The 24904-nt window shown below is 75.3% G+C and carries 21 protein-coding genes; 17 read left to right on the forward strand and 4 right to left on the reverse strand.

Annotated features, from left to right (window positions below; translation table 11 throughout):
• Nucleotides 1-13 precede the first annotated feature (13 nt).
• The 3 genes from ilvA (at nucleotide 14) to ACFWJ4_RS28730 (ending at nucleotide 3281) form a co-directional block, all read left to right on the forward strand.
• Nucleotides 14-1225 (forward strand): threonine ammonia-lyase, encoded by a 1212-nt coding sequence (gene ilvA / locus ACFWJ4_RS28720; RefSeq protein ID WP_380548758.1) that lies wholly within the window; start codon nucleotides 14-16, stop codon nucleotides 1223-1225.
• Nucleotides 1226-1378: 153 nt separating this feature from the next.
• Entirely contained in the window at nucleotides 1379-2422 is a 1044-nt protein-coding gene (locus ACFWJ4_RS28725; protein WP_380548761.1) for an ATP-binding cassette domain-containing protein, read from the forward strand.
• A gap of 1 nt (nucleotide 2423) precedes the next feature.
• A complete protein-coding gene (locus tag ACFWJ4_RS28730; RefSeq protein WP_380548764.1) occupies nucleotides 2424-3281 on the forward strand; it encodes an ABC transporter permease in 858 nt (285 codons plus the stop codon).
• Between the two features lie 35 nt (nucleotides 3282-3316).
• Here ACFWJ4_RS28730 and greA read toward each other — a convergent pair whose 3' ends face one another.
• The gene (greA, locus tag ACFWJ4_RS28735) at nucleotides 3317-3817 is read right to left on the reverse strand and encodes a transcription elongation factor GreA (protein WP_380548767.1); all 501 of its coding nucleotides are present in this window, start codon (nucleotides 3815-3817) and stop codon (nucleotides 3317-3319) included.
• Between the two features lie 309 nt (nucleotides 3818-4126).
• Nucleotides 4127-4540 (reverse strand): DUF4307 domain-containing protein, encoded by a 414-nt coding sequence (locus ACFWJ4_RS28740; protein ID WP_359899458.1) that lies wholly within the window; start codon nucleotides 4538-4540, stop codon nucleotides 4127-4129.
• A gap of 236 nt (nucleotides 4541-4776) precedes the next feature.
• Between ACFWJ4_RS28740 and mca the strand changes: the two genes are divergently transcribed.
• The 4 genes from mca to ACFWJ4_RS28760 all read left to right on the forward strand — a co-directional run bounded on the left by mca (nucleotide 4777) and on the right by ACFWJ4_RS28760 (nucleotide 8614).
• On the forward strand, nucleotides 4777-5682 hold the full coding sequence (gene mca / locus ACFWJ4_RS28745) for a mycothiol conjugate amidase Mca (protein WP_380548770.1): 906 nt from the start codon (nucleotides 4777-4779) through the stop codon (nucleotides 5680-5682).
• Nucleotides 5683-5731: 49 nt separating this feature from the next.
• Entirely contained in the window at nucleotides 5732-5923 is a 192-nt protein-coding gene (locus tag ACFWJ4_RS28750) for a hypothetical protein (RefSeq protein ID WP_359899461.1), read from the forward strand.
• A 78-nt stretch (nucleotides 5924-6001) separates the two neighbouring features.
• Nucleotides 6002-7381 carry a sensor histidine kinase gene (locus ACFWJ4_RS28755; protein ID WP_380548773.1) on the forward strand — a complete coding sequence of 460 codons (1380 nt, stop codon included), beginning with the start codon at nucleotides 6002-6004 and terminating at the stop codon, nucleotides 7379-7381.
• Nucleotides 7382-7696: 315 nt separating this feature from the next.
• The gene (locus tag ACFWJ4_RS28760) at nucleotides 7697-8614 is read left to right on the forward strand and encodes an ArsR/SmtB family transcription factor (RefSeq protein WP_380548777.1); all 918 of its coding nucleotides are present in this window, start codon (nucleotides 7697-7699) and stop codon (nucleotides 8612-8614) included.
• A gap of 38 nt (nucleotides 8615-8652) precedes the next feature.
• On the opposite strand, the gene ACFWJ4_RS28765 is transcribed toward ACFWJ4_RS28760, so the two are convergent.
• Entirely contained in the window at nucleotides 8653-9300 is a 648-nt protein-coding gene (locus ACFWJ4_RS28765; RefSeq protein ID WP_359899467.1) for a response regulator transcription factor, read from the reverse strand.
• A gap of 214 nt (nucleotides 9301-9514) precedes the next feature.
• Here ACFWJ4_RS28765 and lanKC point away from each other — a divergent pair, with 214 nt between their 5' ends.
• The 8 genes from lanKC to ACFWJ4_RS28805 all read left to right on the forward strand — a co-directional run bounded on the left by lanKC (nucleotide 9515) and on the right by ACFWJ4_RS28805 (nucleotide 21801).
• Nucleotides 9515-12082: a class III lanthionine synthetase LanKC gene (gene lanKC, locus ACFWJ4_RS28770; protein ID WP_380548780.1), complete on the forward strand. Its 2568-nt coding sequence runs from the start codon at nucleotides 9515-9517 to the stop codon at nucleotides 12080-12082.
• A 5-nt stretch (nucleotides 12083-12087) separates the two neighbouring features.
• Nucleotides 12088-12174: a class III lanthipeptide gene (locus ACFWJ4_RS28775; protein ID WP_380548803.1), complete on the forward strand. Its 87-nt coding sequence runs from the start codon at nucleotides 12088-12090 to the stop codon at nucleotides 12172-12174.
• Nucleotides 12175-12563: 389 nt separating this feature from the next.
• Nucleotides 12564-14510 (forward strand): FtsX-like permease family protein, encoded by a 1947-nt coding sequence (locus ACFWJ4_RS28780; RefSeq protein WP_380548783.1) that lies wholly within the window; start codon nucleotides 12564-12566, stop codon nucleotides 14508-14510.
• Nucleotides 14507-15796: an MFS transporter gene (locus tag ACFWJ4_RS28785; RefSeq protein WP_380548786.1), complete on the forward strand. Its 1290-nt coding sequence runs from the start codon at nucleotides 14507-14509 to the stop codon at nucleotides 15794-15796. The genes ACFWJ4_RS28780 and ACFWJ4_RS28785 overlap by 4 nt, the downstream gene beginning before the upstream one ends.
• Nucleotides 15789-17927 carry a prolyl oligopeptidase family serine peptidase gene (locus ACFWJ4_RS28790; RefSeq protein WP_380548789.1) on the forward strand — a complete coding sequence of 713 codons (2139 nt, stop codon included), beginning with the start codon at nucleotides 15789-15791 and terminating at the stop codon, nucleotides 17925-17927. Before ACFWJ4_RS28785 ends, ACFWJ4_RS28790 begins: the two co-directional genes overlap by 8 nt.
• Nucleotides 17928-17962: 35 nt before the next feature.
• The gene (locus ACFWJ4_RS28795; RefSeq protein WP_380548791.1) at nucleotides 17963-18793 is read left to right on the forward strand and encodes an ABC transporter ATP-binding protein; all 831 of its coding nucleotides are present in this window, start codon (nucleotides 17963-17965) and stop codon (nucleotides 18791-18793) included.
• A gap of 40 nt (nucleotides 18794-18833) precedes the next feature.
• Nucleotides 18834-20876, forward strand: a complete 2043-nt coding sequence (locus ACFWJ4_RS28800; RefSeq protein ID WP_359899477.1) for a thioredoxin domain-containing protein — start codon at nucleotides 18834-18836, stop codon at nucleotides 20874-20876.
• Between the two features lie 64 nt (nucleotides 20877-20940).
• Nucleotides 20941-21801 (forward strand): GNAT family N-acetyltransferase, encoded by an 861-nt coding sequence (locus tag ACFWJ4_RS28805; RefSeq protein ID WP_380548794.1) that lies wholly within the window; start codon nucleotides 20941-20943, stop codon nucleotides 21799-21801.
• Between the two features lie 129 nt (nucleotides 21802-21930).
• Here the strand turns inward: ACFWJ4_RS28805 and ACFWJ4_RS28810 are convergent, their stop codons facing one another.
• A complete protein-coding gene (locus ACFWJ4_RS28810; RefSeq protein WP_380548805.1) occupies nucleotides 21931-22863 on the reverse strand; it encodes a hypothetical protein in 933 nt (310 codons plus the stop codon).
• Nucleotides 22864-23182: 319 nt separating this feature from the next.
• Between ACFWJ4_RS28810 and ACFWJ4_RS28815 the strand changes: the two genes are divergently transcribed.
• Together ACFWJ4_RS28815 and ACFWJ4_RS28820 are read left to right on the forward strand one after the other, a co-directional pair.
• On the forward strand, nucleotides 23183-23878 hold the full coding sequence (locus ACFWJ4_RS28815; protein ID WP_380548797.1) for a papain-like cysteine protease family protein: 696 nt from the start codon (nucleotides 23183-23185) through the stop codon (nucleotides 23876-23878).
• An 8-nt stretch (nucleotides 23879-23886) separates the two neighbouring features.
• Nucleotides 23887-24780, forward strand: coding sequence for a hypothetical protein (locus tag ACFWJ4_RS28820; RefSeq protein WP_380548800.1), 894 nt, complete (start codon nucleotides 23887-23889; stop codon nucleotides 24778-24780).
• Nucleotides 24781-24904: the final 124 nt, after the last annotated feature.

The raw sequence follows: 24904 nt of genomic DNA on the forward strand, positions 1-24904 counted from the left end.
GTAGGCTGGCGCCATGCACACCTGGCCGATCACCCTCGACGACGTCCGCGGTGCCCAGAAGATGCTCGCCGGGGTCGCGCGGGTGACCCCGATGGAGGGCAGCCGGTACCTCTCCGGGCTGATCGGCGCGCCGGTCCACCTGAAGTGCGAGAACCTCCAGCGCACCGGGTCCTTCAAACTGCGCGGGGCGTACGTGCGGATCGCGGGACTCTCGCCGGTGCAGCGGGCCGGCGGGGTGGTGGCGGCGAGCGCCGGGAACCACGCCCAGGGGGTGGCGCTGGCGGCCGCGCTGCTGGGCGTGCGCTCCACGGTGTTCATGCCGGTGGCCGCGCCGCTGCCGAAGGTCGCGGCGACCCGCGAGTACGGCGCCGAGGTGCGGCTGCACGGTGCCACCGTGGACGAGGCCCTGCAGGCCGCGCAGCGGTACGCGGAGGCGACCGGCGCGGTGTTCATCCACCCCTTCGACCACTGGGACGTGGTCACCGGGCAGGCGACCGTCGGCCTGGAGATCCTGGAGCAGTGCCCGGAGGTGCGGACCGTCCTGGTCGGGGTGGGCGGCGGTGGACTGCTGGCCGGGATCGCGGCGGCGGTCAAGCCGCTGCGGCCGGACGTGCGGGTGGTCGGGGTGCAGGCGGCCGGTGCGGCCGCGTACCCGCCCTCGCTGGCGGCCGGGCGGCCGGTGTCGCTGGAGCACTTCGCCACCATGGCGGACGGGATCATGGTCGGGCGCCCCGGCGACATCCCGTTCGAGGTGGTCAACACGCTGGCGGACGGCATCCGTACGGTCTCCGAGGACGCGCTGTCGCGGGCGCTGCTGCTCGGGCTGGAGCGGCTGAAGCTGGTGGTGGAGCCGGCCGGGGCGGCGCCGATCGCGGCGCTGCTGGAGCAGCCGGACTCCTTCGAGGGCCCGGTGGTGGCGGTGCTGTCCGGTGGCAACATCGATCCCCAGCTGATGCAGCGGGTGCTGCGGCACGGGCTGGCGGCGGCCGGGCGCTACCTGTCGCTGCGGGTGCGGCTGGCGGACCGGCCTGGCGCGCTGGCGGGCCTGCTGTCGGTGCTGACCAGGGTGGACGCCAACGTGCTGGACGTGGCGCACGTGCGGATCGACCCGCGGCTGGGGCTGACCGAGGTCGAGGTGGACCTGCACCTGGAGACCAAGGGACCGGAGCACTGCGCGCTGGTGGTCGGGGAGTTGCGGGACGCGGGGTACGTGGTCTCCCGCTGAGCCCTGTCCCTTGACGCGATATATCGCGTACTGGGAGACTCGCGATACATCGCGTTCTGGCCCCGCGGGCCGAGAATCGGGTCGCCCGTGCGCCCAATATCAGGGCAAAGTGGGACAGATCGCCCCATATGTTCGAGGAGATGAGGCAAGGCCATGGCGCCAGCCATCCAAGCCGAGAACCTGGTGAAGACCTTCGGCGACGTACGAGCCCTGGACGGCGTCAGCCTCGACGTCCCCGAGGGCACGGTGCTCGGGCTGCTCGGCCCGAACGGTGCCGGGAAGACCACCACCGTGCGGGTCCTCACCACCCTGCTCCGCCCCGACTCCGGCCGCGCGGTGGTCGCCGGGGTCGACGTGCTCAAGCACCCCAACCGGGTCCGCAGCCTGATCGGCCTGTCCGGCCAGTACGCGGCGGTCGACGAGTACCTGACCGGCTTCGAGAACCTCACCATGGTCGGTGAGCTCTACCAGATGAGCAACCGTGCCGCGAAGGCCCGGGCGCTGGAGCTGCTGGAGTGGTTCAACCTCACCGCGGCCAAGGACCGCACCGCCAAGACCTACTCCGGCGGCATGCGCCGGCGCCTGGACCTCGCCGCCGCGCTGGTCGTCCGGCCGCCGGTGATGTTCCTGGACGAGCCGACCACCGGCCTCGACCCGCGCAACCGGCTCGCGCTCTGGGAGGTCATCGAGACGCTGGTCGAGCAGGGCACCACACTGCTGCTCACCACCCAGTACCTGGAGGAGGCCGACCGGCTCGCCCACGACATCGCGGTCGTCGACCAGGGCCGGGTGATCGCCCGCGGCACCGCCGACCAGCTCAAGGCGCAGATCGGCGGCGAGCGGATCGAGGTCGTGGTGCACGAGCCCGGCCGGGTCGCCGACGCGGTCGCCGCGCTGTCCGGCTACGCGCTGAACGAGCCGACGGTGGAGCGGAACACCCGCCGGATCACCGCGCCGGTCACCGGCGGGGCCCGGGTGCTCGCCGACGTGATCCGCGAACTGGACTCCCGCGGGATCGAGATGGACGACATCGGCCTGCGCCGCCCGACCCTGGACGACGTCTTCCTCACCCTCACCGGTCACGTCGCCGAGGAGCGCCCCGAGGAGGAGGACGCTGCCGGCCGCAAGGCGCGCGGCCGGGGCAAGGGCGGCCCGGGGCCGGACAAGCAGGCCGTCGCGGCCGGGAAGGAGAGCTGAGATGAGCAGCGCCACCGAGCACGCCATCGGCCCGGCGATGCCCAGGCAGCGCCGGGGGGCCGCCGCCGCCCTGCACGACTCCTGGGTGGTCGCCAAGCGCAACCTGCGCCGGATGACCCGCATCCCGGAGATCGTGGTCTTCGGGCTGATGCAGCCGGTCATGTTCGTGCTGCTGTTCTCGTACGTGATGGGCGGGGCGATCAAGATCCCCGGCACGAACTCCGGCTCGGACACGTACATCCAGTTCCTGATGGCCGGCATCTTCGCCCAGACCGTCACCTTCGCCGTCGCCGGTGCCTCGGCGGGCATCGCGGAGGACATGAGCAAGGGGCTGGTGGACCGGTTCCGCTCGCTGCCGATGGCCCGTTCGGCGGTGCTGGTCGGCCGCACCCTCGCGGACCTGTGCCAGACCGCGTTCATCCTGGTCGTGCTGGCGATGGTCGCGCTGCTGGTCGGCTGGCGGATCCACGACGGCCTGCTCAACGCGCTCGCCGCGTTCGGCCTGCTGCTCCTGCTCGGCTACGCCTTCTCCTGGATCGGCGCGCTGATCGGCCTGTCGGTGCGCAGCCCCGAGGCGGCCACCTCGGCCGGGCTGATCTGGCTGTTCCCGCTGACCTTCGTGTCCAACGCCTTCGTGCCGGTCACCTCGATGCCGGAGTGGCTCCAGCCGGTCGCGTACTGGAACCCGTTCAGCGCCACCGTGCAGGCCTGCCGGGTGCTGTTCGGCAACCAGGTCGGGCCGGTGGACAGCGCCTGGCCGATGCAGCACGCGGCGCTGGTGTCGGTGCTGTGGTCGATCGTGATCACCGCGGTGTTCTCCTGGCTGTCGGTGCGCAAGTACCGCTCCTCGACCGCCTGACCGGGCGCCGCCCGGAACACCGGAGGGCGGCCGGATCAGCCGGCGTGCGGCACGACCTTGACGATCTTCACCATGGCCGGCTTGCCGTTCGGCAGCTCGTAGGTGGCCTCGTCGCCGATCCGCTTGCCGTCGATGGCGCGGCCCAGCGGGGACTGCGGGGAGTAGACGTCCAGGTCGTCGGCGCCCGCGACCTCGCGGGAGGCCAGCAGGAACTCCATGAGGTCGTCCGCGTCGCCGTCGAAGGCGACCGTGACGACCATGCCCGGGGCCACCACGCCCGAGTCGGCCGGCGCCTCGCCGACCTTGGCCCGCTCCAGCAGCTGGGTCAGCTGACGGATGCGCAGCTCGTACTTCCCCTGCTCCTCCTTCGCCGCGTGGTAACCGGCGTTCTCCTTGAGGTCGCCCTCCTCGCGCGCCGCCTCGATCTTCTGGGCGATCTCGATGCGCCAGGGCCCGGTCAGGTGGTCCAGCTCGGCCTTGAGCTGGTCGTAGCCGGCCTGAGTGAGCCAGGTCACGTTCTCGCTGGTCTGGGTCACGGGTGCTCCTCGTAGGTGCTGGGGGCTGTGCTGAGGGTGTGAGTCGTCAGCAGGGGTCGGTGGTGATATCGGTCTCAACTACAAAGCAACGCCCGCTCCCGTACCATCCGGTGCGGAAGGGGCGAAACCACGAGACTAACAAGTCCTGCTGACAAGCGGGAGGGGCGTTTGCGCGCCATTGACGGCGGCGTTACGCCCTGGTGTACGGCAGTGGTGTGCGGGACCCTCTACGGATGCCCGCTCCCCGGATCGAATATGCGCGCTACCGGGGGCGGGTGCGCCGCCCGGGGCGCGCGTTGCCCGGGCGCGCTACTTGGCCGGGGTGCAGCCCAGCAGCTCCGCGGTGGTGCCGCGCGCGGTGGTGCGCAGGGTGACCACCGCGTCGTAGCTGGAGCCGGCCGCCGGGACCGGGAAGTCGGCGACCCCGACCACCGCGTGGTCGTCGGACTGCGAGCGGACCGTGCAGGTACCGGCCTGCCCGTCGCCCTTGCGCACGGTGAGGTGCAGCTGGACCTCGGAGTCGGAGAGCACCTGGAAGGTCGGCACCGAGCCGTTGATCTTCGACTCGCGCAGCAGGTAGGAGCCGCCCAGCCAGGCGATCAGGCCCAGGCCGAGCACGCCGCAGACCGCGCCGATCACCTTGAGGCGGCGGTCCGAGTCGCGGTCGCCGCCGCGGCCGTAGCGCCCCTCGGGCAGACCGGTGGCGGTGGTGTCTGCACTCATCGGACTCCGTCCTCTCCTGGGGGCGCGGGGTGGTGCGGGGGAATGCGACGCTCCTCCAGTCCGTCACTATAGGAGGGGCACGCCCGCGGCCGGTCCGGCGGGGGCAGGGCTCGGCCGCGCCGGTGACGTTCCGCGGCCCGGCCCCGCGGCGACGCGGTCCCGGAGTGAGCGGTTCGAACGGTGGGCAGACCCGGACTTCGCGGAACGCCCGACGAGTGTGGAAGGAACGCAAGGCGTTGACTGAGCAGTTGCGACTGATGGCGGTGCACGCCCACCCGGACGACGAGTCCAGCAAGGGCGCGGCCACCATGGCCATGTACGTCGAGCAGGGCGTGGACGTGCTGGTGGCCACCTGCACGGGGGGCGAGCGCGGGTCGGTCCTCAACCCCAAGCTCCAGGGGGACCCGTACATCGAGGAGAACATCCACGAGGTGCGCCGCAAGGAGATGGACGAGGCGCGGGCGATCCTCGGCGTCGGGCAGGCCTGGCTGGGCTTCGTGGACTCCGGCCTGCCCGAGGGGGACCCGCTGCCCCCGCTGCCCGAGGGCTGCTTCGCCCTCCAGGACGTCAAGGAGGCGGCGGAGCCGCTGGTCCGGCTGATCCGCGAGTTCAAGCCGCAGGTCATCACGACCTACGACGAGAACGGCGGCTACCCGCACCCGGACCACATCATGACCCACAAGATCACCATGCTGGCGTTCGACGCCGCGGGCGACCCGGACGCCTACCCGGAGGCCGGCGAGCCCTGGCAGCCGCTCAAGCTGTACTACAACCACGGCTTCCCGATGGGCCGCATCCGGGCCCTGCACGAGTACCTCACCGAGCACGGCCACGAGTCGCCGTACGGCGAGTGGATCGAGGGCTGGGAGAAGAGCGGCCGCAAGGAGCGCGAGATCACCACCCGGGTCCGCTGCGACGACTGGTTCGAGACCCGCGACCGCGCGCTGATCGCCCACGCGACCCAGATCGACCCGGACGGCCCGTGGTTCCGCGTCCCGCTGGAGGTCCAGCGCGAGGTCTGGCCCACCGAGGACTACGAGCTCGCCCGTACCCTGGTCGACGTGGACCTGCCGGAGGGCGACCTGTTCGCCGGCCTGCGCACCCCCACCCTGGCGGCCGAGGCCGCCGACACGCGCGACTGAACCACCCCCCGACGGCCCGGCTCCGCGTGAGCCGGGCCACCATAGAGATATGAGCGCCTCCGTGAACCTCATCAACATCGCCGCTGACCTCGCCGTCGACGACGCCAAGGTCACCCCCGGCCTGCTCGGCTTCCTCGTCTTCGCGGCCCTCGGCGTCGCGACCTGGTTCCTGGCCAAGTCGATGAACCGGCAGTTCAAGAAGGTCGACTTCGTCGAGCAGCCGGAGGCGCCGAAGGAGTGAGCCGTCGGCCGGTCCCGCGGGACCGGCCTTCGGTGAAGCCGCCCTGGCGGGCCGTCGGGCTTCGTAGGATCCCGAACCATGACGTGGTCGTGGCACACCGTGGTGCGCAGGGCGGGATACGGAACGGCGGCGGCGGGGGTGCTGGCGGCCGCGGTGGCGGGGTTGGGGAACCCGGGGCCGCTGATCGTCCTCTCCGGCGCGGTGGCGGTGGTGGCCGGGCTGTTCCCGGTGCTCTGGGCCCCGGGACGGGTCGGCGCGGTGGGCCCTTCGGTGCTGGCCGCCTGCGCGGTGTCGCTGCTGGTGACGGCCGGCTACCGCGGGCCGGTGTTCGGCAGCATCGAGTCCTGGTGGCTGCTGGAGACCGTCGCGCTGCTCGCGCCGGTCGTCCCCGCGGTGCGCAGGCCCCCGGCGGCGGCCGCCTTCGGCTACGGCGCGCTGCTGGTCGCGGCGGTGGCGCTGATACCGCTGCGGATCGGGGTCTGGGCCGAACCGCCGGCCCCGCCCGCGGTGACCACCAAACTCTGCCTGATCTCCGCGCTGCTGGCCTGCGCGGTGGTCGGGGTCGGCTGCTACCTGCGCTCGATGGACACCCGTGCCCGGGCGGCGGTGGTGGCCGAGCGGCGGGCGCAGCGCCTGGACCTGGCCCGCGACCTGCACGACTTCGCCGCGCACGACGTCACCGGGGTGGTGGTGCTGGCCCAGGCCGCGCAGGTGCTGGCCCAGCAGGACCCCCAGCGGGTGGTCGAGCTGCTGGCCGGGATCGAGGCGGCCGGCCGGCAGGCGCTGGTCACCATGGACCGGACCGTGCAGGTCTTCGCGGCGGACGACGCCGACCCGGAGCCGCGCGGGCGGTCCGGGACGGAGACGACGGCGGACCGGGGGGCGGCCCCGGGAGCCGGACGGGGCGCGGGGCGGGCGGCGGCGGGCGGGCCCGGTGCGCGCACTCTGCGCCGCGACCTGAGCGAACTGCCCGCGCTGGCCGAGCGGTTCACCCGCAGCGGTTCCGCGCGGGTGCGGCTGGAGGCCCCCGCGGAGGCCGAACTGGCGGCGGTGCCGGCGGCGATCAGCGGGCTCGGCTACCGGCTGGTGGTGGAGGCGCTGACCAATGTCCGCCGGCACGCGCCCGAGGCCCGGGAGGTGGCGATCGAGGTCGGCCCGGACCGGTGCGGCGAGCGGCCGGCGTTGCGCGTCACGGTCACCGACGACGGAGTGCCGGGCGGGGCGGGGGACTCCGGCGGGGCGGGCGGTAGTGATGGCGCGGGCGGTAGCGGCGGTGCGGGCGGCGCGGGCGGCGCGCTGGGCGGGGCCGAGCGGGAGGGCGGCGGCTTCGGCCTCGCGGGCCTGCGGGAACGGGTGGAGGCGGCCGGCGGTGAGCTGACGGCCGGACCGGGGCCGGAGGGCGGCTGGCGGGTCGGCGCGGTGCTGCCGACGGAGGGTGTGGCGGGCCTCGGGGGCTGACCGGGCGGGGTGGTTCCGTCAGTCCCGGCCGGACGGCTGATTCGAGCCTGCCGACAGGTCCATCCAGGCCATTCGGCACATCCGGCGGCGGCCGATTCGGTGTTCCGAACGATCAAATGGGCCGATCGGCCGATGGCGACGCGCCTCGCGGGCGGGCAAGGATGTCGGTGCGGCGATCAGGGCGCGGGGTTCCCCTGGGCCGTCCCGACGCAAGAATCCCGAGCGGGGGAACAGCCTGTGATTCGCATTGCGATGTCCGCCGAGGATCTGGCTCGTGTACGAATTGCTGGAAATGTCGACCAGGAGATGGAGGCGGTGCTGGCACTGGAGGCGTGGCGCAGCGGCGGGGAATTCTTCCGCCCCTGGCAGCGGGCCGTCCGCGGGCAGTTGGCGCGGCAGCCGGTGCTGGCCGAGCGGCTGCGGCGCCTTTCGGGAGCCAACGGTGGTTTCCGGGACGTACTGCGGGTGTGGGCGAATGGCCGGATCGTGTCGTCCGGCCGCGGCGCCGAGCCGGTGGTCCAGCGGGCCGACGTGGCCGCGGCGGTCCGCGAGTTCCACCGGGTGGCGCTGGAGCCCTGCTGGGCGGACGTCCGGTCCCGGCTGGAGGCGGAGCGGGACGTCCGCCGCCAGATCGCCGGCCGCGGCGGGGTGGACGCGCTGCTCGGCACGCTGCACCCGCAGATCCGCTGGGCCGCCCCGGTGCTGGAGATCCCCGCCGAGCGGGACGTCGAACTCGCCCTCGACGGGCGGGGGCTGCGGCTGGTGCCGTCGCTCTTCCTGCAGGGCGCCGGAGTGGTGCTCCGGCCCCGGCGCGGGGAGCCCGAGGAGGCCCCGACGCTGATCTTCGCGATGCGTCCCGACCGGATCGGCCTTCCCGTGCCCGCGGGTGCGCCGGGCGCGGCGCGGTGCGCGCGCCGGGGCGGGGACGAGCCGCTGGCCGCCCTGGTCGGCCGGACCAGGGCCGCGGCCCTCCACGCCGTGCTGGACGGCTGTACCACCGGCGAGCTGGCGGGGCGGCTGGGCGTGACCGCCTCGGCGGTCAGCCAGCACACCTCCGTGCTGAGGGCGGCCGGGCTGATCGACACCCGGCGCTGCGGCAACGGCGTGCTGCACACCGTCACCCCGCTGGGGCGGGCGCTGCTGCGCGGCGAGGCCCCGTCGGGCAGGGAGGGCCGGCCCCTCGGCGGCGCGGCCCCGCGGTGGGTCGAGGGCCGTCGGCGGGCGCTGCGATGAGGGGCCCGGGTCGTGCGGCCGGTCGCGGGCGGGCCGGCTCAGCCGCGCTCGGTCAGGCCCGACTCCCAGGCCCAGGTGGCGATGCCCACCCGGTTGCGGGCCTTCAACTTGCGCTGGAGGTTGGCCAGATGGGTCTTGACGGTGCTCAGCGAGATGAACAGCTCGGCGCCGATGTCGGAGTTGGTCAGCCCCTCGGCGACCAGGACGGCGATCTCCTCCTCGCGGCCGGTCAGCGGCTCGACGGGGGAGCGGTCGACCCGGCGCGGGCCGGTGAAGTGGTGCAGCAGGCGGGTGGTGATCTGCGGGCTGATCAGCGAGTCGCCGACCACCGCCGAACGGATCGCCTCGGCGAGCAGCGCGGGCCCCGAGTGCTTGAGCAGGAAGCCGCAGGCGCCGTTGCGCAGCGCGGTGTGCACGTACTCGTCGAGGTCGAAGGTGGTCACCACCACGACCTTCACCTCCGGGGTGATGCCGGTCAGCCGGCGGGTGACCTCCAGCCCGTCCAGCTCCGGCATCCGGATGTCGACCAGCAGGACGTCCGGCCGCAGGGTGCGGACGGCCTCCAGGGCCTCCAGGCCGTCCGCGGCCTCGGCCACGACCTCCATGTCGGGCTGGGCCGCCAGGATGTGCCGGAACCCCTGGCGGACGCTCGCCTGGTCGTCGGCGATCACGACACGCGTCTTCATGGCGTCATGATCGCACGGGCTTTCGGCGCCTCCGAAGTGAAGGCCGGGATTCCGCCTGGTATGCGTCGGATTCAGTTCCCGCTTAACACTGTTGTCACATGACGGGGCGTCCGGGAAGGATGGTTCCTGTCGGAACGGGGCACCGAGGCTTCGAAAGTTCCGGCGAAAACCGGAATTCGGTTCAGCGGATATTCGAAAGGGGGCGGAGGGCGAAGTGGACGCGAAATACGAGTCGTATGCGATAGCCGACCCGGTGTGGTACGACGCCCTGGAGCGGTGTGACGACCGGGACTCCCGGTTCGCTCCGGGCGGGGGCCTGCTGCCCGAGGGCTGGCGCGGCCGCACCCAGGGGGTGTGGGAGGTGCTGGCGCCGCCCGGCGGCCCCCGGCTGCCGGAGCAGGGCTGGAAGGTCCACGTCAGCGCCACGCCCGAATCCGCCGAGGAGACGATCGAGACGGCCTGGCGGGTCTGCCGCCGGCTCGGGCTGCCCTGGAAGTACCTGCGCAGCCGGCTGGTGGTCGCGGTGACGAACGCCAAGTACGCCGACCGGTCCGCCAGCGGCAAGGTCGTCACCGTCTACCCGCGGACGGCCGCGGAGCTGGAGACCGTCCTCGCCGAGCTGGACGAGGCGCTGGGCGGCCGTCCCGGTCCGTACGTCCTGTCCGACCTGCGGTGGAACCAGGGCCCGGTGTCGGTGCGCTACGGAGGCTTCGCCCTGATGTGGTGCGAGCTGCCGGACGGCACCAGGGTGCCCGCGGTGGAGGACCCGGACGGCCGGCTGGTGCCGGACGCCCGGCGCCCGCGCTTCACCGTCCCGGAGTGGGCCTCCACCCCGGACTTCCTGGCCGAGCGGATCGCCGCGGCCGCCGCCGACGCGGGAGCCGGCCTCGGCCGCTACCGGGTGGTCAAGGCGCTGCACTTCTCCAACGCCGGCGGGGTCTACCTCGCCGAGGACGAGGACGGCCGACAGGTCGTCATCAAGGAGGCCCGTCCGCACGCCGGACTGGACGCCTCGGAGACGGACGCGGTGGCCCGGCTGCTGGTCGAGCGGGACGTCCTGGAGCGGATCGGCCACCTGCCGTTCGTGCCGGAGCTGTACGAGTACTTCACCAGCTGGGAGCACCACTACCTGGTGATGGAGTACATCCCCGGAGAGTCCTTCAGCGCCTGGCTGGGCCGGGAGTACCCGCTCACCCGGCACCGCCCGGACGCCCGGACGCTGGCCGACTTCGCGGGGCTCGCGGTCACCCGGCTCGCGCTGGTCGAGGAGTGCGTCGCGGCGCTGCACCGGGAGGGGGTGGCGTTCGGGGACCTCCACCACCGCAACATCATGATCCGTCCGGACGGCACCGTCGCCCTGGTCGACTTCGAACTCTCGACGCCGCTCGACACCCCGCGCCGGCGCACCCTCGGCGCCCCCGGCTTCACCGACCCGGCGATCACCGACGCCCGCGAGGCCGACCTGTTCGCGCTCGGCTGCTGCCAGCTCGCCGCCTTCGTCTCGCTGACCGCGCTCACCCGGCGCAACCCGGCCGTCGTCGGCGGGCTGCTGGACCTCGTCGCGGAGTCCTTCCCGACGGTGCCCGCCGGCTTCGCCGAACGGATGACGGAGCGGCTCGCCCTCTCCCCGGCGCTGCGGCCCCACCTCGGGGCCCGGCCCGCGGCCGAGCCCCGGGCGGAGCTCACCGCCGCGGCCCTGCTGCGCGGCATCGACGGGGCGGCGACGCCCGGGCGGGAGGACCGCCTCCATCCCGGCGACGTGGCCGGGCTGCGCCCCGGCGGCGCGCTCGGGCTGGCGTACGGCTCCTCCGGCGTGCTGCTCGCCCGGCACCTGGCCGGGGCCGCACCGGACGAGGAGCAACTGGACTGGCTCGCCGCCGTCGTACGGCGCGCCCCGGCGGACACGCCCGCCGGGCTGTACGACGGGCTGGCCGGAGCCGGCTGGCTGTTCCACCGGCTCGGGCACCCGGACGCCCCGAACGTGGTGGACCGGCTGCTGGCCGGCCCGTTGCCCTCCTCGCTCGGCCTGTACGGCGGCCTGACGGGCGTCGCCCAGCTGCTGCTGGATGCCGGCGCGACGGACGAGGCGCTCGCCCTGGCCGCCAAGGCCGCCGGGCGGATCGGCGAGGCCGGGCTGCTGGACCGGCCGGGGCTGCTGCGCGGCTGGTCCGGGCCGGCGGTGCTGTTCGCCCGCTGCGCCCGCCTCACCGGCGACACGGCCTGGGCGGAGGCCGCCGAACGCGCCGTCCGCTGCGACCTGCGGCACGGCCGGCTGGTCGACGACATGCTGCAGACGTACAGCTCGGGCCGGCTGCTGCCGTACCTGGCGGAGGGCTCGGCCGGAGTGGCGCTCGCCGTCCTGGCCCTGCCCGACGCGCAGGCCGAAGCCCTCGGCGCCGAGCGGGTGCTGGAGGCCGCGGCCCGGGCCGGCGCGGTCCGGGTGGTCGTCCAGGGCGGGCTGTTCAACGGCCGCGCCGGGCTCGCCTACACCCTGTTCCAGGTCGCCGCCCGCCTGCCGCACTGGCGGGCCGAGGCGGAGGACCAACTCCGGCTGGTGGAGCTCCACCTGGCGCCCCATCAGGACGGCAGTGTCCTGCACGGGGACCAGCTGATCCGGCTCTCCACCGACCTGGCCACCGGCTCCGCCGGCGCCCTGCTGGCGCTGGCCGCCGCCAAGAGCCCCGGGCAGTGCCTGCTCCCCGGCGCCCACCCCGTTCACGGGTGGACGCCGGAGCCGGCCGAGCCCGGTACCACGTCCCGGCGAGATGACGAGGGGAGGTGACCGACATGGCCAACATCCTGGCGCTTCAGGAGCTCGACGAGGAGATCGTCGTCGACGCCCCGTTCAGCTCGATCAGCGCGTTCAGCTGCTGATTCCCGTGGCCCGGTGCCACGTCCCGGCGAGATGGCGAGGGGAGGTGACCGACATGGCCAACATCCTGGCGCTTCAGGAGCTCGACGAGGAGATCGTCGTCGACGCCCCGTTCAGCTCGCTCAGCTACTTCAGCTGCTGATCCCGGCACCCCGGTGCCGTGTTCCGGCGAGACGGTGAGGAGGAGGTGATTGTGATGGCCGACATTCTGGCGCTTCAGGAGCTCGACGAGGAGATCGTCGTCGACGCCCCGTTCAGCTCGTACAGCCTGTTCAGCTGCTGACCCTCGGGGTCCGGCAGTACCGGATGGCAGGTGGGGAAGGCCGCGGCACATGCGGCCTTCCCCAACTCTGCATCCTATTTACCGTTTTGGGGTGAGATAACCGTGGCCGTGGCATCGGAACCGACTACCCGACCGAGCGGACCGCTCGGCGCGCTGCGACTGTGCGTCGCCGAGGTACGGGCGTACCCGGGGCGGGTCATAGGTGTCGCGGTCGCCTGCGCGCTCACCGCCACCGGCGTGGGCGCCTGCCTGCTGCTGCTCGCGGCGGTCAGCGGCCCGTCCTACCCGGAGGGTTCGGCGGCCGGGGCGGCGGCCAAGGACGCGCAGAGCCTGCTGGGCCTGCTGCTGACGCTGCTGCTGATGTCGGCGGTGCTGGTGACGGGGTCGACGGTCGCGCTCTGGACCAACCAGCGGCTCGGGCAGTTCGCCGTGCTGCGCGCCCTCGGGGTGACGGCCGGCCGGCTGCGGGCCCTGGTCGTCGCGGACGTCGCGCTGGTCGCGCTGGCCCCCTCCGCCGTCGCCGCGGTGGCCGGGACGGTCCCGGCGGCCGGGTTCGGCCGTCGCCTGCTGATCGAGCGCGAGCTGTTCCCCGCCGCCGTCGACCTGCCCTCCGCCGGGCAGACCTGGGCGATCGCGGCCGGCGCCTGCCTCGGCACCTGCGCGGTCGCGGTGCTGGCCGCGCTGGCCAGCGTGCTGGCGGCCGGCCGGGTCCAGCCGATCGACCTCCTCAAGGACCAGTCACTGGCCCTGGCCCCGCCCCGCCGCAACGTCGGCCGACTGGTCGCGGGCATCGCCATGGTCCTGATGCTCTGCGGTCCGCTCGTGGCCCTGATGGTCGCGATGGACCTGCCGCCGGTGCTCCAGGGCGCGCTGGTGATGGGCCTGGCCACGGTCGTCATCCCCACGCTCGCGGTGCTCGCGCCCTGGTTCGTGCCGCTGCTCGTCGGCCCCTGCTGCGCGGTGCTGCGGCTGGACCGGAAGGCCGGCCGGATCGCCGCCGCCGGGCTGCGGGCCGCGCCCGCCCGGACGACCGCGATCGCGGTGCCCGTCCTGCTGGCCGTCGGCACCGTGGTCTGCCTGCTCGGCTCGGGGGCGACCATCGGGGCCGCCGTGCAGCAGCAGACCGAGCAGGCGCTGCGGGCCGACGCGGTGGTGACGGCCGAGCCGGGCAACCAGTTGCCCGCCCGGCCCGCCGGCCTGCCCGGCGGGAGCACCGTCGCGCCGATCGCCACCCGGGTGACCGCGCCGCCCAGCTTCTACGACAACAAGCCCAAGCCCACCCGCGCCTGGGGCGTCGACGGGGCGGCCCTGCGGAGTGTCCTGGACCTCGGTGAACAGCAGGGCCGGCTGGACGAGTTGGCGCCCGGTACGTTCGCCGCCGGCAGCACCGAGGCCACCTCGCACCACTGGAATCTCGGCCAGGTCGTCACCTTCACGCTCGCCGACGGGCAGGCGGCGCAGCTGCGGCTCGTCGCCGTCTACCAGCGGGATCTGGCCTTCCCCTCCTACGTCCTCCCCGCCGACCTCGCCCTCGCGCACACCCCGGCCCCGTACGCCGACCGGGTGCTGCTCCGCGGTGACCCGAGCGCCTGGGAGCTCCGGCCCGGCCAGCGGCTCGCCACGCGGGCCGACTACCTGGCCCACCTGCGGCCGCGCAACGTGCAGGACGACATGGCCTCCCGGCTGATCGTCTCCGTGGTGGGCGGGTACGCGCTGCTCGCCGTCGCCAACACCTGCGCCATCGCCCAGCGGGACCGCCGCTCCCAGCGCGCCCACCTGCGGGCCCTCGGCCTCGGCCGCGGGCAGCTGCTGCGCTGCGTGGTGTACGAGGTGCTGGCCTCGGCGCTGGTCGGGACGGTCCTCGCGGTGGCGACGGCCGGGATCTGCCTGGTGCCGCTGGCCGGGGCCGTCGGGCAGGGGGTGCTGCCCGCCCTGGACGTGCCGTGGACGGTCGGCGTGCTGCTCGGGGTGCTGGCCGCCACCGCCGTCCCGGCGGCGCTGGCGGCCCGTCCGTTGCGCGGCATCCGGAGCCAGTTCGCGACGGGGTCGGCGTGAGCGCGGCGGCCGTCGGGGGGCTGGGACGGTCGTTCTGGCTGCTCTACGGCGGCGAGTCCGCCTCGGCCCTGGGGACGGCCGCCTCGGTGATCGCCCTCCCGGTGGTCGCGCTGCGGGCCGGCGGCGACGTCCGGCAGGCCGGACTGGCCGGCACGGCGCTCTCCGTCGGGGTGCTGCTGGCCCGGCTGCCGGCCGGCGTCCTCGCCGACCGCTGCGAGCGGCGGACCGTGCTGCTGCTCGGCAACGCGGCCGGCGCGGTCGTGCTGGCCGTGCTGGCCCTGTCGGCCGCCGGCGGCACGCCACCGCTGTGGGCGATGCTGGTCGCCGCCCTGCTGCTCGGCGCGGTGGGCAGCACCCTGGCGCCCGTCGAGAACGTCGTGGTGCGGTGCTTCGTGCGGCCCGAGCACCTCCCCCGCGCGGTCGGCCTGTTGCAGAGCAGGGCGGCCGTCGCGACGACCGCCGGCCCGCTGGCCGGCGGCGCGCTGCTGGCCGTCCACCCGTCCTGGGTGTTCGCCGTCGACGCCGGCAGCTACCTGGCGGCCGTCTGCTGCGTGGCCCTGCTGCCCGGGGGAAGGCGGGAGCGCCCCGAGGACGAGCCGGCCGCGCCCGGAGTCCGGGCCGCGCTGGCCGAAGGCGTCCGGTTCATCTGGCGGGTGCCCTTCCTGCGCTACGCAGTCGTCAACGCGGCCGTGCTCAACCTGGTGTTCAACGGGCTGCTGATCGTGGTGGTCGCCTCGGGCGGGGGCGCCCTGCACATCGGGGTGCTGACCGCGGCCCTGGGCACCGGCGGGCTGGCCGGATCGCTGCTCGCGCCGGCCCTGGCCCGGCGGCTGCCGCCCGCCCGGGGCATCGCCCTCGGCACCGCCGTGGTCGCGATCGCCCTGCCCGGTTTCACCCTGGCCCAGGGGCACTGGGCGGCGGTCCTGCCGCTGGCCCTCGCCGCGGCCGCCGGGCCGGTGGTCACCGTGCTGATCGCGGTCACCCAGATGGAGGTGACCCCACCGGGTCTGCAGGGCCGGGTGCACAGCGGCATCGGCTTCCTCGCCCAGCTGGTCGCGCCCGCCGGGCCGACCCTCGCGGGCCTGTGCGCCCACGCGTTCGGACTGACCGGCACGGTGGCCGGCGCGGCCGTGATCGTGGTGCTCCTCGCCGTGGTCGGGACGGCCGCCACCGCGGGCCGGTCCGGCTACCGGCCCCCCGGCCGGGCCGGGGCCGGGGCCGGGGACGGGGCCGGGGACGACCCGGAACAACGGAGCGACAACCCCGCGGAGGCCGTCCATGGCTGACCTCGACCACCGGGCGGCGCACCCCGCGCCGGCGGACCCGTACCGCTGGCTGGAGGATGCGGACGCCCCGCGCACCCGGGCCTGGCTCGCCGATCAGCGGCGCCTGCTGGCCGTCCGCCCGCAGCGCTCCGACGAGCCCGCCTGGGCCGCCCTGCTCGACCGGGTGGAACGGGAGGCGCCCGACCGGACGCCCACCCCGCCCGCCGAGGCCGGCGGCCTGCTCTTCCGCCACGAACGCGGCCCGGACGGCGACGTCCTGACCGTCCGGCACCCCGACGGCACCCGCCGGGCACCGACCGAGGGCGTCATCGGCCCCGGCGACCGGATCGCCGGCTGGCAGCCCGAGCCGCACGGCCGGTTCATCGCCGTCCAGCTGCACCGGGACGGAGCGGAGACCGGCGGCCTGCACCTGCTCCCCACCCACCCGGGCGACCGGCCCCGCCACCTGCCCGACGCGGCACCGTACGCGACCCTCGCCTTCACCGGCGAGGCGCTGGTGTACACCGCCGGCACCCGCACCGAGCACACCCTGGTGGCCCGCCACCCGGCCGACGGCCCCGCCCGTCGGCTCGCCCTGCCGGTGCCCGGCCCGGTCCGGCTCACCCTCCACGGCGGACCGGGCGGGAACCTGCTGCTGCGCACCCGCCCTCAGCCGTCCGGCCCGGTGCGCTGGTGGGCCACCCGGTGGACCGGCCGGGCGGTGCCCGACTGGCAGCCGCTCGACCTCGACGGCCGGCGGGTCACCGCCCTGGACCTGAACGAGACCGTCTGCTTCCTCGCCGGCGACGAGCTGCTCGCGCTGGACCTGGACGAGCTGGCCCGGGGCGCCACCGGCCGGCCCGCGCCGCTCGTCGCGCCGCTCGCCGTCGGCGGGCCGCCCGCTGCCGGCGAACCGCCCGTCGTCGCTGAAGCGCCCGCGGGCCCGGTCACCGCCCTGCGGGTGCTCGGCCCCGGCCGGAGTCCCGGCCTGGCGCTGCTCCGCCGGCTGGGGACCACCCACCGGCTCGACGTGCACCGGCCGGGCGGGGCGGTGGGCGGCGCGGCGGACGGGGCACCGGGCGGCGGTGCCACCGCACTGCACTGGCCCGCCCGGCTGCGCCTCGGCGCCACCCCGTACGACCGGCACGGGCGGGTCGGCGGGTCGGTCTGGCTGCTCGCCGACGACCCCCGGTACGGCACCTGGACCAGGAGCCTGGACGGCTCGGGCCCGGTCGAACCCCCCGAGCGCCGCGCCGCGCTGCGCACGCTCACCGCCGCCGGCCGGGACGGCGCGCCCGTCCCGGTGACGGTCTGCGACCCCGGGCCGCAGGACGGCGGCCGCCCCGCACCCACCCTGCTCACCGTCTACGGCGGCTTCGGCCTCCCCCTGGAACCCGCCTGGGACCCGGCCCTGGAGGCCTGGCTGCGGGCCGGCGGCCGGATCGCCTGGGTGCACGCGCGCGGCGGCGGCGAACTCGGCCCCGCCTGGGCGGCCGCCGGCCGGGGCGCCGGCAAGAGCGCCACCGTGGACGACTTCCGGGCCGCCGCCGCGATGCTGGTCGAACGCGGCGAGGCCCCGGCCGGCGGGCTGGGCGCGCTGGCCGCCAGCAACGGGGCCCTGGTGGTCGCCGCCGCGCTCACCCGGGAGCCCGGTCTGCTGTCCGCCGCGGTGTGCGCGGCCCCGCTCACCGACCTGGCCCGCTACCAGGTCGGCGGCCTCGGCCGGCTCTGGGCGGAGGAGTACGGCGATCCGGCCGACCCGCAGGCCCTGCGGGCGCTGCTCGACTACTCCCCGTACCACCGGGTGGTGCCCGGGACGGCGTACCCGGCGGTGCTGTTCGCCACCGGGGCGAACGACGCGCGGGTGCCGCCCTGGCACGCCTGGAAGCTCTGCGCGGCGCTCGGACGGGCCGGCACCGGGGCCGCGCCGGTCCTGCTCGACCACCACGACAGCGGCGGCCACCAGGGCCGCCCGGCCGCGGCCGGGCGGGAGCTCGCGGTCCGCTCCCTCGCCCTGCTGGGCGCCGGCACCGGCCTGGTGCCGCCCGTCGGTCCGCCCGCCGGCCCGTGCACCGGCCTGGTGCCGCCCGACGGTCCGTGCACCGGTCCGCCCGCCGGTCCGTCCGGTCCCCGGCCCAGACCCCAGTCCTGACCTTCGCCCGTGTCCAGCCGAGGAGAGCACCACCGATGACCGAGCCCCACTCCCTCGCGGGAGGCCCGTCCCGTCCCGGAGGCCCGCCCCGCGCCGCCGCGAACCACGCCCCGGCCGCCGCGGCGGCCGTCGACCTGACCAAGGTGCACGGGTCGGGAGACGCCCGGGTGGTGGCGCTGGAGCGGGTCTCGGTGGCCTTCCGGGAGGGGGAGTTCGCGGCGATCATGGGCCCGTCCGGTTCCGGCAAGTCCACCCTGCTCCAGTGCCTCGCCGGGCTGGAGTCCTGCACCTCGGGTGCGGCCCGGATCGGCGACGTGGACCTCACCCGGCTGAGCGACGGCCAACTGACCAGGCTCCGCCGTGATTATGTGGGCTTCGTCTTCCAGGCCTTCCACCTGATCCCCACCCTGACGGTGTCGGAGAACATCACCCTGCCGCTGACCCTGGCCGGCCGCACCCCCGACCAGCAGTGGCTGCGCACCCTGGTCGAGGCGGCCGGCCTCGGCGCCCGGCTCGGCCACCGTCCGGCCCAGCTCTCCGGCGGCCAGCAGCAGCGCGTCGCCTGCGTCCGGGCGCTGGCCGGCCGGCCCCGGATCGTCTTCGCCGACGAACCGACCGGCAACCTGGACTCCCGCTCCGCCGCCGAGATCCTCGCGCTGCTGCGCCGGTGCGTCCGGGAGCTCGGCCAGACCGTCGTGATGGTCACCCACGACCCGGTCGCGGCCTCGTACGCCGACCGCGTCGTCTTCCTCGCCGACGGCCGCATCGTCGACGAGCTCCTCGGCCCGACCCCCGACCAGGTGCTCGGACGGATGCGCACCTTCGACGCCAACCTCGGGATCAGTTACTGGTCCGGACCGGCCTGACCTCCCGCGCGCCGAGCGCCGGATGCGCGAGGATGGACGCATGCCGAACCGTCTCGCGGACGCGACCTCGCCGTACCTGCTCCAGCACGCCGACAACCCCGTCGACTGGTGGCCCTGGGGCCCCGAGGCCTTCGCGGAGGCGGAGCGGCGCGGCGTGCCGGTGCTGCTGTCGGTCGGTTACGCGGCCTGCCACTGGTGCCATGTCATGGCGCACGAGAGCTTCGAGGACGCCGGGCTCGCCGAGTACCTCAACGAGCGGTTCGTGCCGGTCAAGGTGGACCGGGAGGAGCGGCCGGACGTCGACGCCGTGTACATGGAGGCGGTGCAGGCCGCGACCGGGCAGGGCGGGTGGCCGATGACGGTGTTCCTCACCCCCGACAAGGAGCCGTTCTACTTCGGCACCTACTTCCCGCCGCAGCCCCGGCACGGGATGCCGTCCTTCCGGCAGGTGCTGGAGGGCGTGGAGGCCGCCTGGCGGGACCGCCGGGAGGAGGTCGGGCAGGTCGCCGGGCGGATCCGGGCCGACCTGGCCGAGCGGGCCGCCGTCTACTCGGCCGGCGCCCACAACCCGCCCGGCGAGGCGGACCTGCACCAGGCGCTGGTGAGTCTCAGCCGGGACTTCGACCAGAGCCGGGGCGGCTTCGGCGGCGCGCCCAAGTTCCCGCCGGCCATGGTGCTGGAGTTCCTGCTGCGCCACCACGCCAGGACCGGTTCGGAGGCGGCGCTGGAGATGGCCGTCCGCACCGGCGGGGCGATGGCCCGCGGCGGCATCCACGACCAGCTCGGCGGCGGCTTCGCCCGGTACGCGGTGGACGCCGGCTGGGTGGTGCCGCACTTCGAGAAGATGTTGTACGACAACGCCCTGCTGCTGCGCGCCTACCTGCACCTGTGGCGGGCCACCGGCTCGCCCCTCGCCCGCCGGGTCGCGCTGTCCACCGCGGACTTCCTGCTGCGCGAACTCCGCACGCCCGAGGGCGCGTTCGCTTCCGCGTTGGACGCCGACAGCCTCGACGAGGAGACCGGGCAGTCCGCCGAGGGCGCCTACTACGTCTGGGAGCCCGGCCAGTTGGTCGACCTGCTCGGCCCCGCCGACGCGGCCACCGCCGCCCGGCTGTTCACCGTCACCGCCGAGGGCACCTTCGAGCACGGCACCTCGGTGCTCCAACTCCTCGCCGACCCGGAGGACTTCGCCGAGTACGAGGCGATCCGGTCGCGGATGGCCGAGGCCCGGGGGGCCCGCCCCGCCCCGGCCCGGGACGACAAGGTGGTCGCCGCCTGGAACGGCCTGGCCGTCGCCGCGCTCGCCGAGACCGGCGCGCTGCTGGACCGCCCCGACCTGGTCGAGGCCGCCGAACGCGCCGCCGACCTGCTGCTCGCCGTCCACCTCACCCCGGACGGCCGGCTGCTGCGCACCTCCCGGGACGGCCGGGCCGGTGCCAACGCCGGCGTGCTGGAGGACTACGCGGACACCGCCGAGGGCTTCCTCGCGCTGTACGCCGTCACGGGCGAGTCCTCCTGGCTCCAGCTGGCGGGCGGCCTGCTCGACACCGTGCTCAAGCACTTCACCGACGAGGCCTCCGGCGCGCTCTACGACACCGCCGACGACGCCGAGGAACTGATCCGCCGCCCGCAGGACCCGACCGACAACGCCACCCCGTCCGGCTGGACGGCTGCCGCCGGCGCCCTGCTCACGTACGCCGCGTACACCGGCTCCGACCGGCACCGCACGGCCGCCGAGCGGGCCCTCGGTGTGGTCGGCGCGCTCGCCGGCCGGGCGCCGCGGTTCATCGGCTGGGGCCTCGCCGTCGCCGAGGCGCTGCTCGACGGGCCGCGCGAGGTCGCGGTGGTCGGCCCGGACGGCGATCCGGCCACGGCGGCGCTGCGACGGGCCGCGCTGCTCGGGACGGCGCCGGGGGCCGTGGTCGCGGTCGGCGCGCCCGGGGAGCCCGAGGTGCCGCTGCTGGCCGACCGGCCGCTGGTCGGCGGGGCTCCCGCGGCGTACGTCTGCCGGCACTTCGCCTGCGACGCCCCGACCACCGATCCGGCGGCGCTGGCCGGGAAGCTGGGCGTGGCGGTCGAGTAGCGGGAGCCCCGGAGGCGGCCGCGAAATCGTTGGCGAATCGGCCCCGGGCGGTCCACCATGGGCCATGACCTGGACTTTCAGCACCTCCCTCGACGAGTTCCGCGACCAGGCGGGTGCCTTCCTGGCCACCCGCCCCGCCGAGAACACCGTCCTGCTCACCATCGCGCACCGGCTGGCCGCGTCCGGCCTGACGGTGTTCGGCGAGCCGCCGGTCTTCGGCTGGTGGCGGGCCGAGGAGGACGGTCCGGTCGCCGGCGCCTTCCTCCAGACGCCGCCGTTCGACCCCAGGCTCTCCTTCATGCCGCCGGCTGCGGCCGCCGAGCTGGCGGTCGGCCTGGCCGCCGCCGGGTCCGGGTTCACCACGGTGACCGGGGTCGGCGGGGGTGCCGGAGCGGTCCGCGCCTTCGCCGCCGCGTGGACGGCGGCGACCGGCACCGAGCAGTCCGTCCGCTTCGACGAACGGCTCTACCGGCTCGGCGAGTTGACCGACCCGCCGCGCCCGCCCGCGGGCCGCCACCGGCTGGCCGGACCGGCCGACCGCGAGCGGGCGATCCGCTGGTACGAGGAGTTCCTGGCCGAGGCGGGGGTCGACGTCCCCGACGTCCCGCGGGCGGTGGACGAGCGGACCGCGAGCGGCTGCCTGCACCTGTGGGAGGACGACGGTCGCCCGGTCGCCCTGGCGGGCAGCAGCCCGATCCTCGCCGGGATGTCCCGCATCGGCCCGGTCTACACCCCCGTCGAGAGCCGCGGCCGCGGCTACGGCACCGCCGTCACCGCCGCCGTCTCGGCCCACCTTCTCTCCCGCGGCGCCACCGAGGTCCTGCTCTACACCGACCTCGCCAACCCGACCAGCAACTCCATCTACCAGCAGATCGGCTACCTGCCGGTGGAGGACTCCCTGATCATGGACTTCCGCCGGGCGTAGCCGGTGCCGGTGCCCGGTCACGCGCCCCGGCCCGGCGTCCGGTCACGCGCCCCGGCCGGTGCCCGGTCACGCGTCCCCGCCCGGCGTCCGGTCGCGCGCCCCCTGGCCGGGCGTCGGGCCGGCCGCCCCTCACTCCCAGTCCCAGCGGATCCCCAGCAGGCACGGCCGCACCGCCGTCGCCACCAGGTGGACGCAGTGGTGCCCGTCGAGGGTGAGCTCCTCGGTCTCGTACGGGGCGGCGCCGGGGGAGTGGAGGGCGAAGCGGTGGCAGCGGACGGGGAGGGCGGCGGGGTGGAAGGTGACCTGGAGGACGTACTGGCCGGCGCCGGAGTTGAAGCCGCGGACGTACTCGCAGCTGGGGTCGGGCGAGGGGGAGTCGTCGAAGCCGTAGCCGAGCAGGTGGGTGTCGCCGGTGCGCAGGCGGCGGTCGAGGAGGAGTTCGGCGGCGAGCAGGTGGTGGGCCTGGTCGCGGCGGATGCGGCCGGGGCGGCAGTTCTCCTCGGCGCGGACGCCGACGCGGGTGATGTCGCTGCCCGGGTCGCCCTGGTACAGGGCGAGGTAGCGGTCGATGCCGTCGCGGTGGGCGCGCAGGGCGTGCTGGGAGTCGCGGCGGGCGATCCGGCGGTCGGGGCCGACCCGGATGCGCTCGATGTGGGTGATGGTGTGCAGCCCGGTGTCGCGCGGGCCGGCGAGGGTGGCGAGCAGTCCGTCGACGGCCACGGCCGGTGAGATGAGGTCGCGGTAGGGGCGCACCGGCGGGCCGGCCGGGGCGGGGCCGGCGGCGCGACGGGGGCCGAGCAGCCGGGTCAGGGAGTGCTCGGGCAGGTCGAGGACCTCCTCCAGGGCGGCGACGGCGCGCAGTGACTCGGCGCGTTCCGGGCGGCGGTGGCCCTGCTGCCAGTAACTGAGGCTGGTGAGGCCGACGTTGACGCCGCGCAGGGCGAGGCGGCGGCGGATGCGGTGCAGGGCGAGGCCCCGGGCGGAGATCGCGGTGCGCAGGGCGAGGTGGAAGGGGCCCGTGCGCAGGGCGGCGGCGAGGTCGGCTGGGTCGCTCCTGTGGATGGCGGCCTCCTGGGGCGGGCGTGCGGGCGTGCGGGCGTGCAGGCGTGCAGGCGTGCGGGCGGTCCGGCGCCGGCGGCTGGGACGGGCCGCCGTTTGACCGTGAATATTCACATCGATGCGGCGGTTTGTCACCGGTCCGGGCCTGCTGCGCGGGGGTTCCCGGGGCGTCGTTCACATCCGCGCCGGCCCGTTCACATCCCGGTCCGGGCCGCGCCGAGGCCCGTTGACCCGTACCTGACGAGGCGCGATGCTCGGGGCGCGATCCGGACCGCGCCCCCACACAGCCCCTCGCTCCACTCGTGCAAGGAGGCATTCCCCCATGCCAGTTCCACGCATACGGCTGCGCCGTGCGGTCTCGCTGCTCACCCTCGGCGTGCTGGGCCCGGCGCTCACCGCCGCGATGGCCGCACCCGCGATCGCCGCCGCCCCGGCCGGGCAGCCGGCCCAGTACCGGACCCAGGCCCCGGCCCAGGACCGGGCCGCGCACCAGGTCCGCCAGGCCGCCGCGCCCGGCAGCACGGCCGACCTGGCCGGCACGTACAAGAAGCTCAACATCACCATGCAGCAGCAACAGCAGACCAACTGGTGCTGGGCGGCGAGCGGGAACACCATCGCCACCTGGTTCGGCTACAACTACAGCCAGAACCAGTTCTGCAACGCCGCGTTCGGCCGCTCCGTCAACTCCAGCTGCCCCAACAGCCAGGCCACGCTGGGCGATGTGCAGAACGGGCTGAGCTGGGTCGGCATCAACCCGGGCTCGTACGTCAACGGGTACCTGAACTACGGCACCGTGCAGTCCGAGGTGAACGCCAACCGCCCCATCGAGACGCGCATCCAGTGGAGCTCGGGCGGCGGCCACATGCACGTCCTGTACGGCTACGACACCGGGAGCAACTGGGTCTACTGGGGCGACCCGTGGCCCTCCAACTACCGCTACAACTGGGCGGATTACCAGTACTACGTGAACAACGACACGTTCTCGTGGACCCACTCCCTGTACCGGATCGGCGCGTGAGGGCGACCATGACCGAGATCAAGAGCCGCCGTCGGGCCGCCACTTCCGCCGCCTCCACGGCCGCCGTCACCGTCCTGCTCACCGCCGGTCTCGCGCTGGCGCTCGCCCCGGCCGCGCACGCGGACTCCCCGTCCGCCCCGGCCCCGGTGCCCGCCGCCGAGCTGGCGCAGGCCCGCAGCGCCGTCCAGGACGCGGCCGTCCTCGACAAGGTCGGCCACTTCTTCGCCCGCAAGGGCGTCCCGCCCACCCGGCAGCTGACCATCGGCGCCGCCGAGGAGGCCCGGGCGGCGAGCGAGGCCGCGCCGCGGCTGGCCGGCGACACGGTGCCGGTGTACCTGCTGGACCCGGGCTTCGTGGCCGGCACCCCGGGCGCACCGGTGGCGAAGGCCGAGTTCACCGCCAGCAAGGTGGTCGCGGCGGACGGGCAGAGCGCCTCGGTCTGGACCGTGCGGCAGGGCGGGGCCTGGAAGGTCGTCAACATCGCCTCGGGCGGTGACGAGAGCGACTACGCGGCGAAGGCGGCGGGCAGCGGCGGCGGCACCGCCTTCCGCGAGCCGCAGGTCAACGCCTGGTACGTGCTGCGCGACGGCCGGGTGCTGCCGCTGGACGACGAGGCCCGGCGCTCGGTGGGCGCCGGCGGGGTCACCCTGGCCGCGTACCAGCAGCTGGTGCACCAGCGGTACGGGGACAAGCTGCCCGGCTCGGCGTACGACCGGTCGGGCGAGGGCGGCGGCTACCAGGTGGACGCCGCGCCGGAACTCGCCGCCGTGGCGCAGGCCCCGCAGGCCCCGGGCGGTGGTTCGGAGCTGCCGGCCGTGACGGCGGCGGCCGCCCTGGGAGCCACCGCGCTGGTGGGCGTGGGTGCCGTGCTGCGGCGGAGGACGGGCGTCCGCCGCGGCTGACGGCGGGCGGGGCCCGGTCGGTCGGGCCGGGCCCCGCTGCCCGCACACGTGATGAACCCGCACACAGAACAGAGCGGAACAGAAGAGGACAACCGCACAGGCGCCGAACCGGCCGCCGACCGGA

Source organism: Kitasatospora sp. NPDC127067, assembly GCF_042724755.1.
GTDB classification, from domain to species: Bacteria; Actinomycetota; Actinomycetes; order Streptomycetales; family Streptomycetaceae; genus Kitasatospora; species Kitasatospora lactacystinica.

Bases quoted from the DNA above. Each gene is read 5' to 3' on its own strand.
- ACFWJ4_RS28765 (WP_359899467.1), bottom strand. From the start codon at position 9,300: ATGAAGACGCGTGTCGTGATCGCCGACGACCAGGCGAGCGTCCGCCAG.
- ACFWJ4_RS28820 (WP_380548800.1), top strand. From the start codon at position 23,887: ATGACCGAGATCAAGAGCCGCCGTCGGGCCGCCACTTCCGCCGCCTCC.
- ACFWJ4_RS28740 (WP_359899458.1), bottom strand. From the start codon at position 4,540: ATGAGTGCAGACACCACCGCCACCGGTCTGCCCGAGGGGCGCTACGGC.
- ACFWJ4_RS28800 (WP_359899477.1), top strand. From the start codon at position 18,834: ATGCCGAACCGTCTCGCGGACGCGACCTCGCCGTACCTGCTCCAGCAC.
- ACFWJ4_RS28775 (WP_380548803.1), top strand. From the start codon at position 12,088: ATGGCCAACATCCTGGCGCTTCAGGAGCTCGACGAGGAGATCGTCGTC.
- ACFWJ4_RS28725 (WP_380548761.1), top strand. From the start codon at position 1,379: ATGGCGCCAGCCATCCAAGCCGAGAACCTGGTGAAGACCTTCGGCGAC.
- ACFWJ4_RS28755 (WP_380548773.1), top strand. From the start codon at position 6,002: ATGACGTGGTCGTGGCACACCGTGGTGCGCAGGGCGGGATACGGAACG.
- ACFWJ4_RS28790 (WP_380548789.1), top strand. From the start codon at position 15,789: ATGGCTGACCTCGACCACCGGGCGGCGCACCCCGCGCCGGCGGACCCG.
- ACFWJ4_RS28795 (WP_380548791.1), top strand. From the start codon at position 17,963: ATGACCGAGCCCCACTCCCTCGCGGGAGGCCCGTCCCGTCCCGGAGGC.
- ACFWJ4_RS28815 (WP_380548797.1), top strand. From the start codon at position 23,183: ATGCCAGTTCCACGCATACGGCTGCGCCGTGCGGTCTCGCTGCTCACC.
- ACFWJ4_RS28750 (WP_359899461.1), top strand. From the start codon at position 5,732: ATGAGCGCCTCCGTGAACCTCATCAACATCGCCGCTGACCTCGCCGTC.
- ACFWJ4_RS28805 (WP_380548794.1), top strand. From the start codon at position 20,941: ATGACCTGGACTTTCAGCACCTCCCTCGACGAGTTCCGCGACCAGGCG.
- ACFWJ4_RS28730 (WP_380548764.1), top strand. From the start codon at position 2,424: ATGAGCAGCGCCACCGAGCACGCCATCGGCCCGGCGATGCCCAGGCAG.
- ilvA (WP_380548758.1), top strand. From the start codon at position 14: ATGCACACCTGGCCGATCACCCTCGACGACGTCCGCGGTGCCCAGAAG.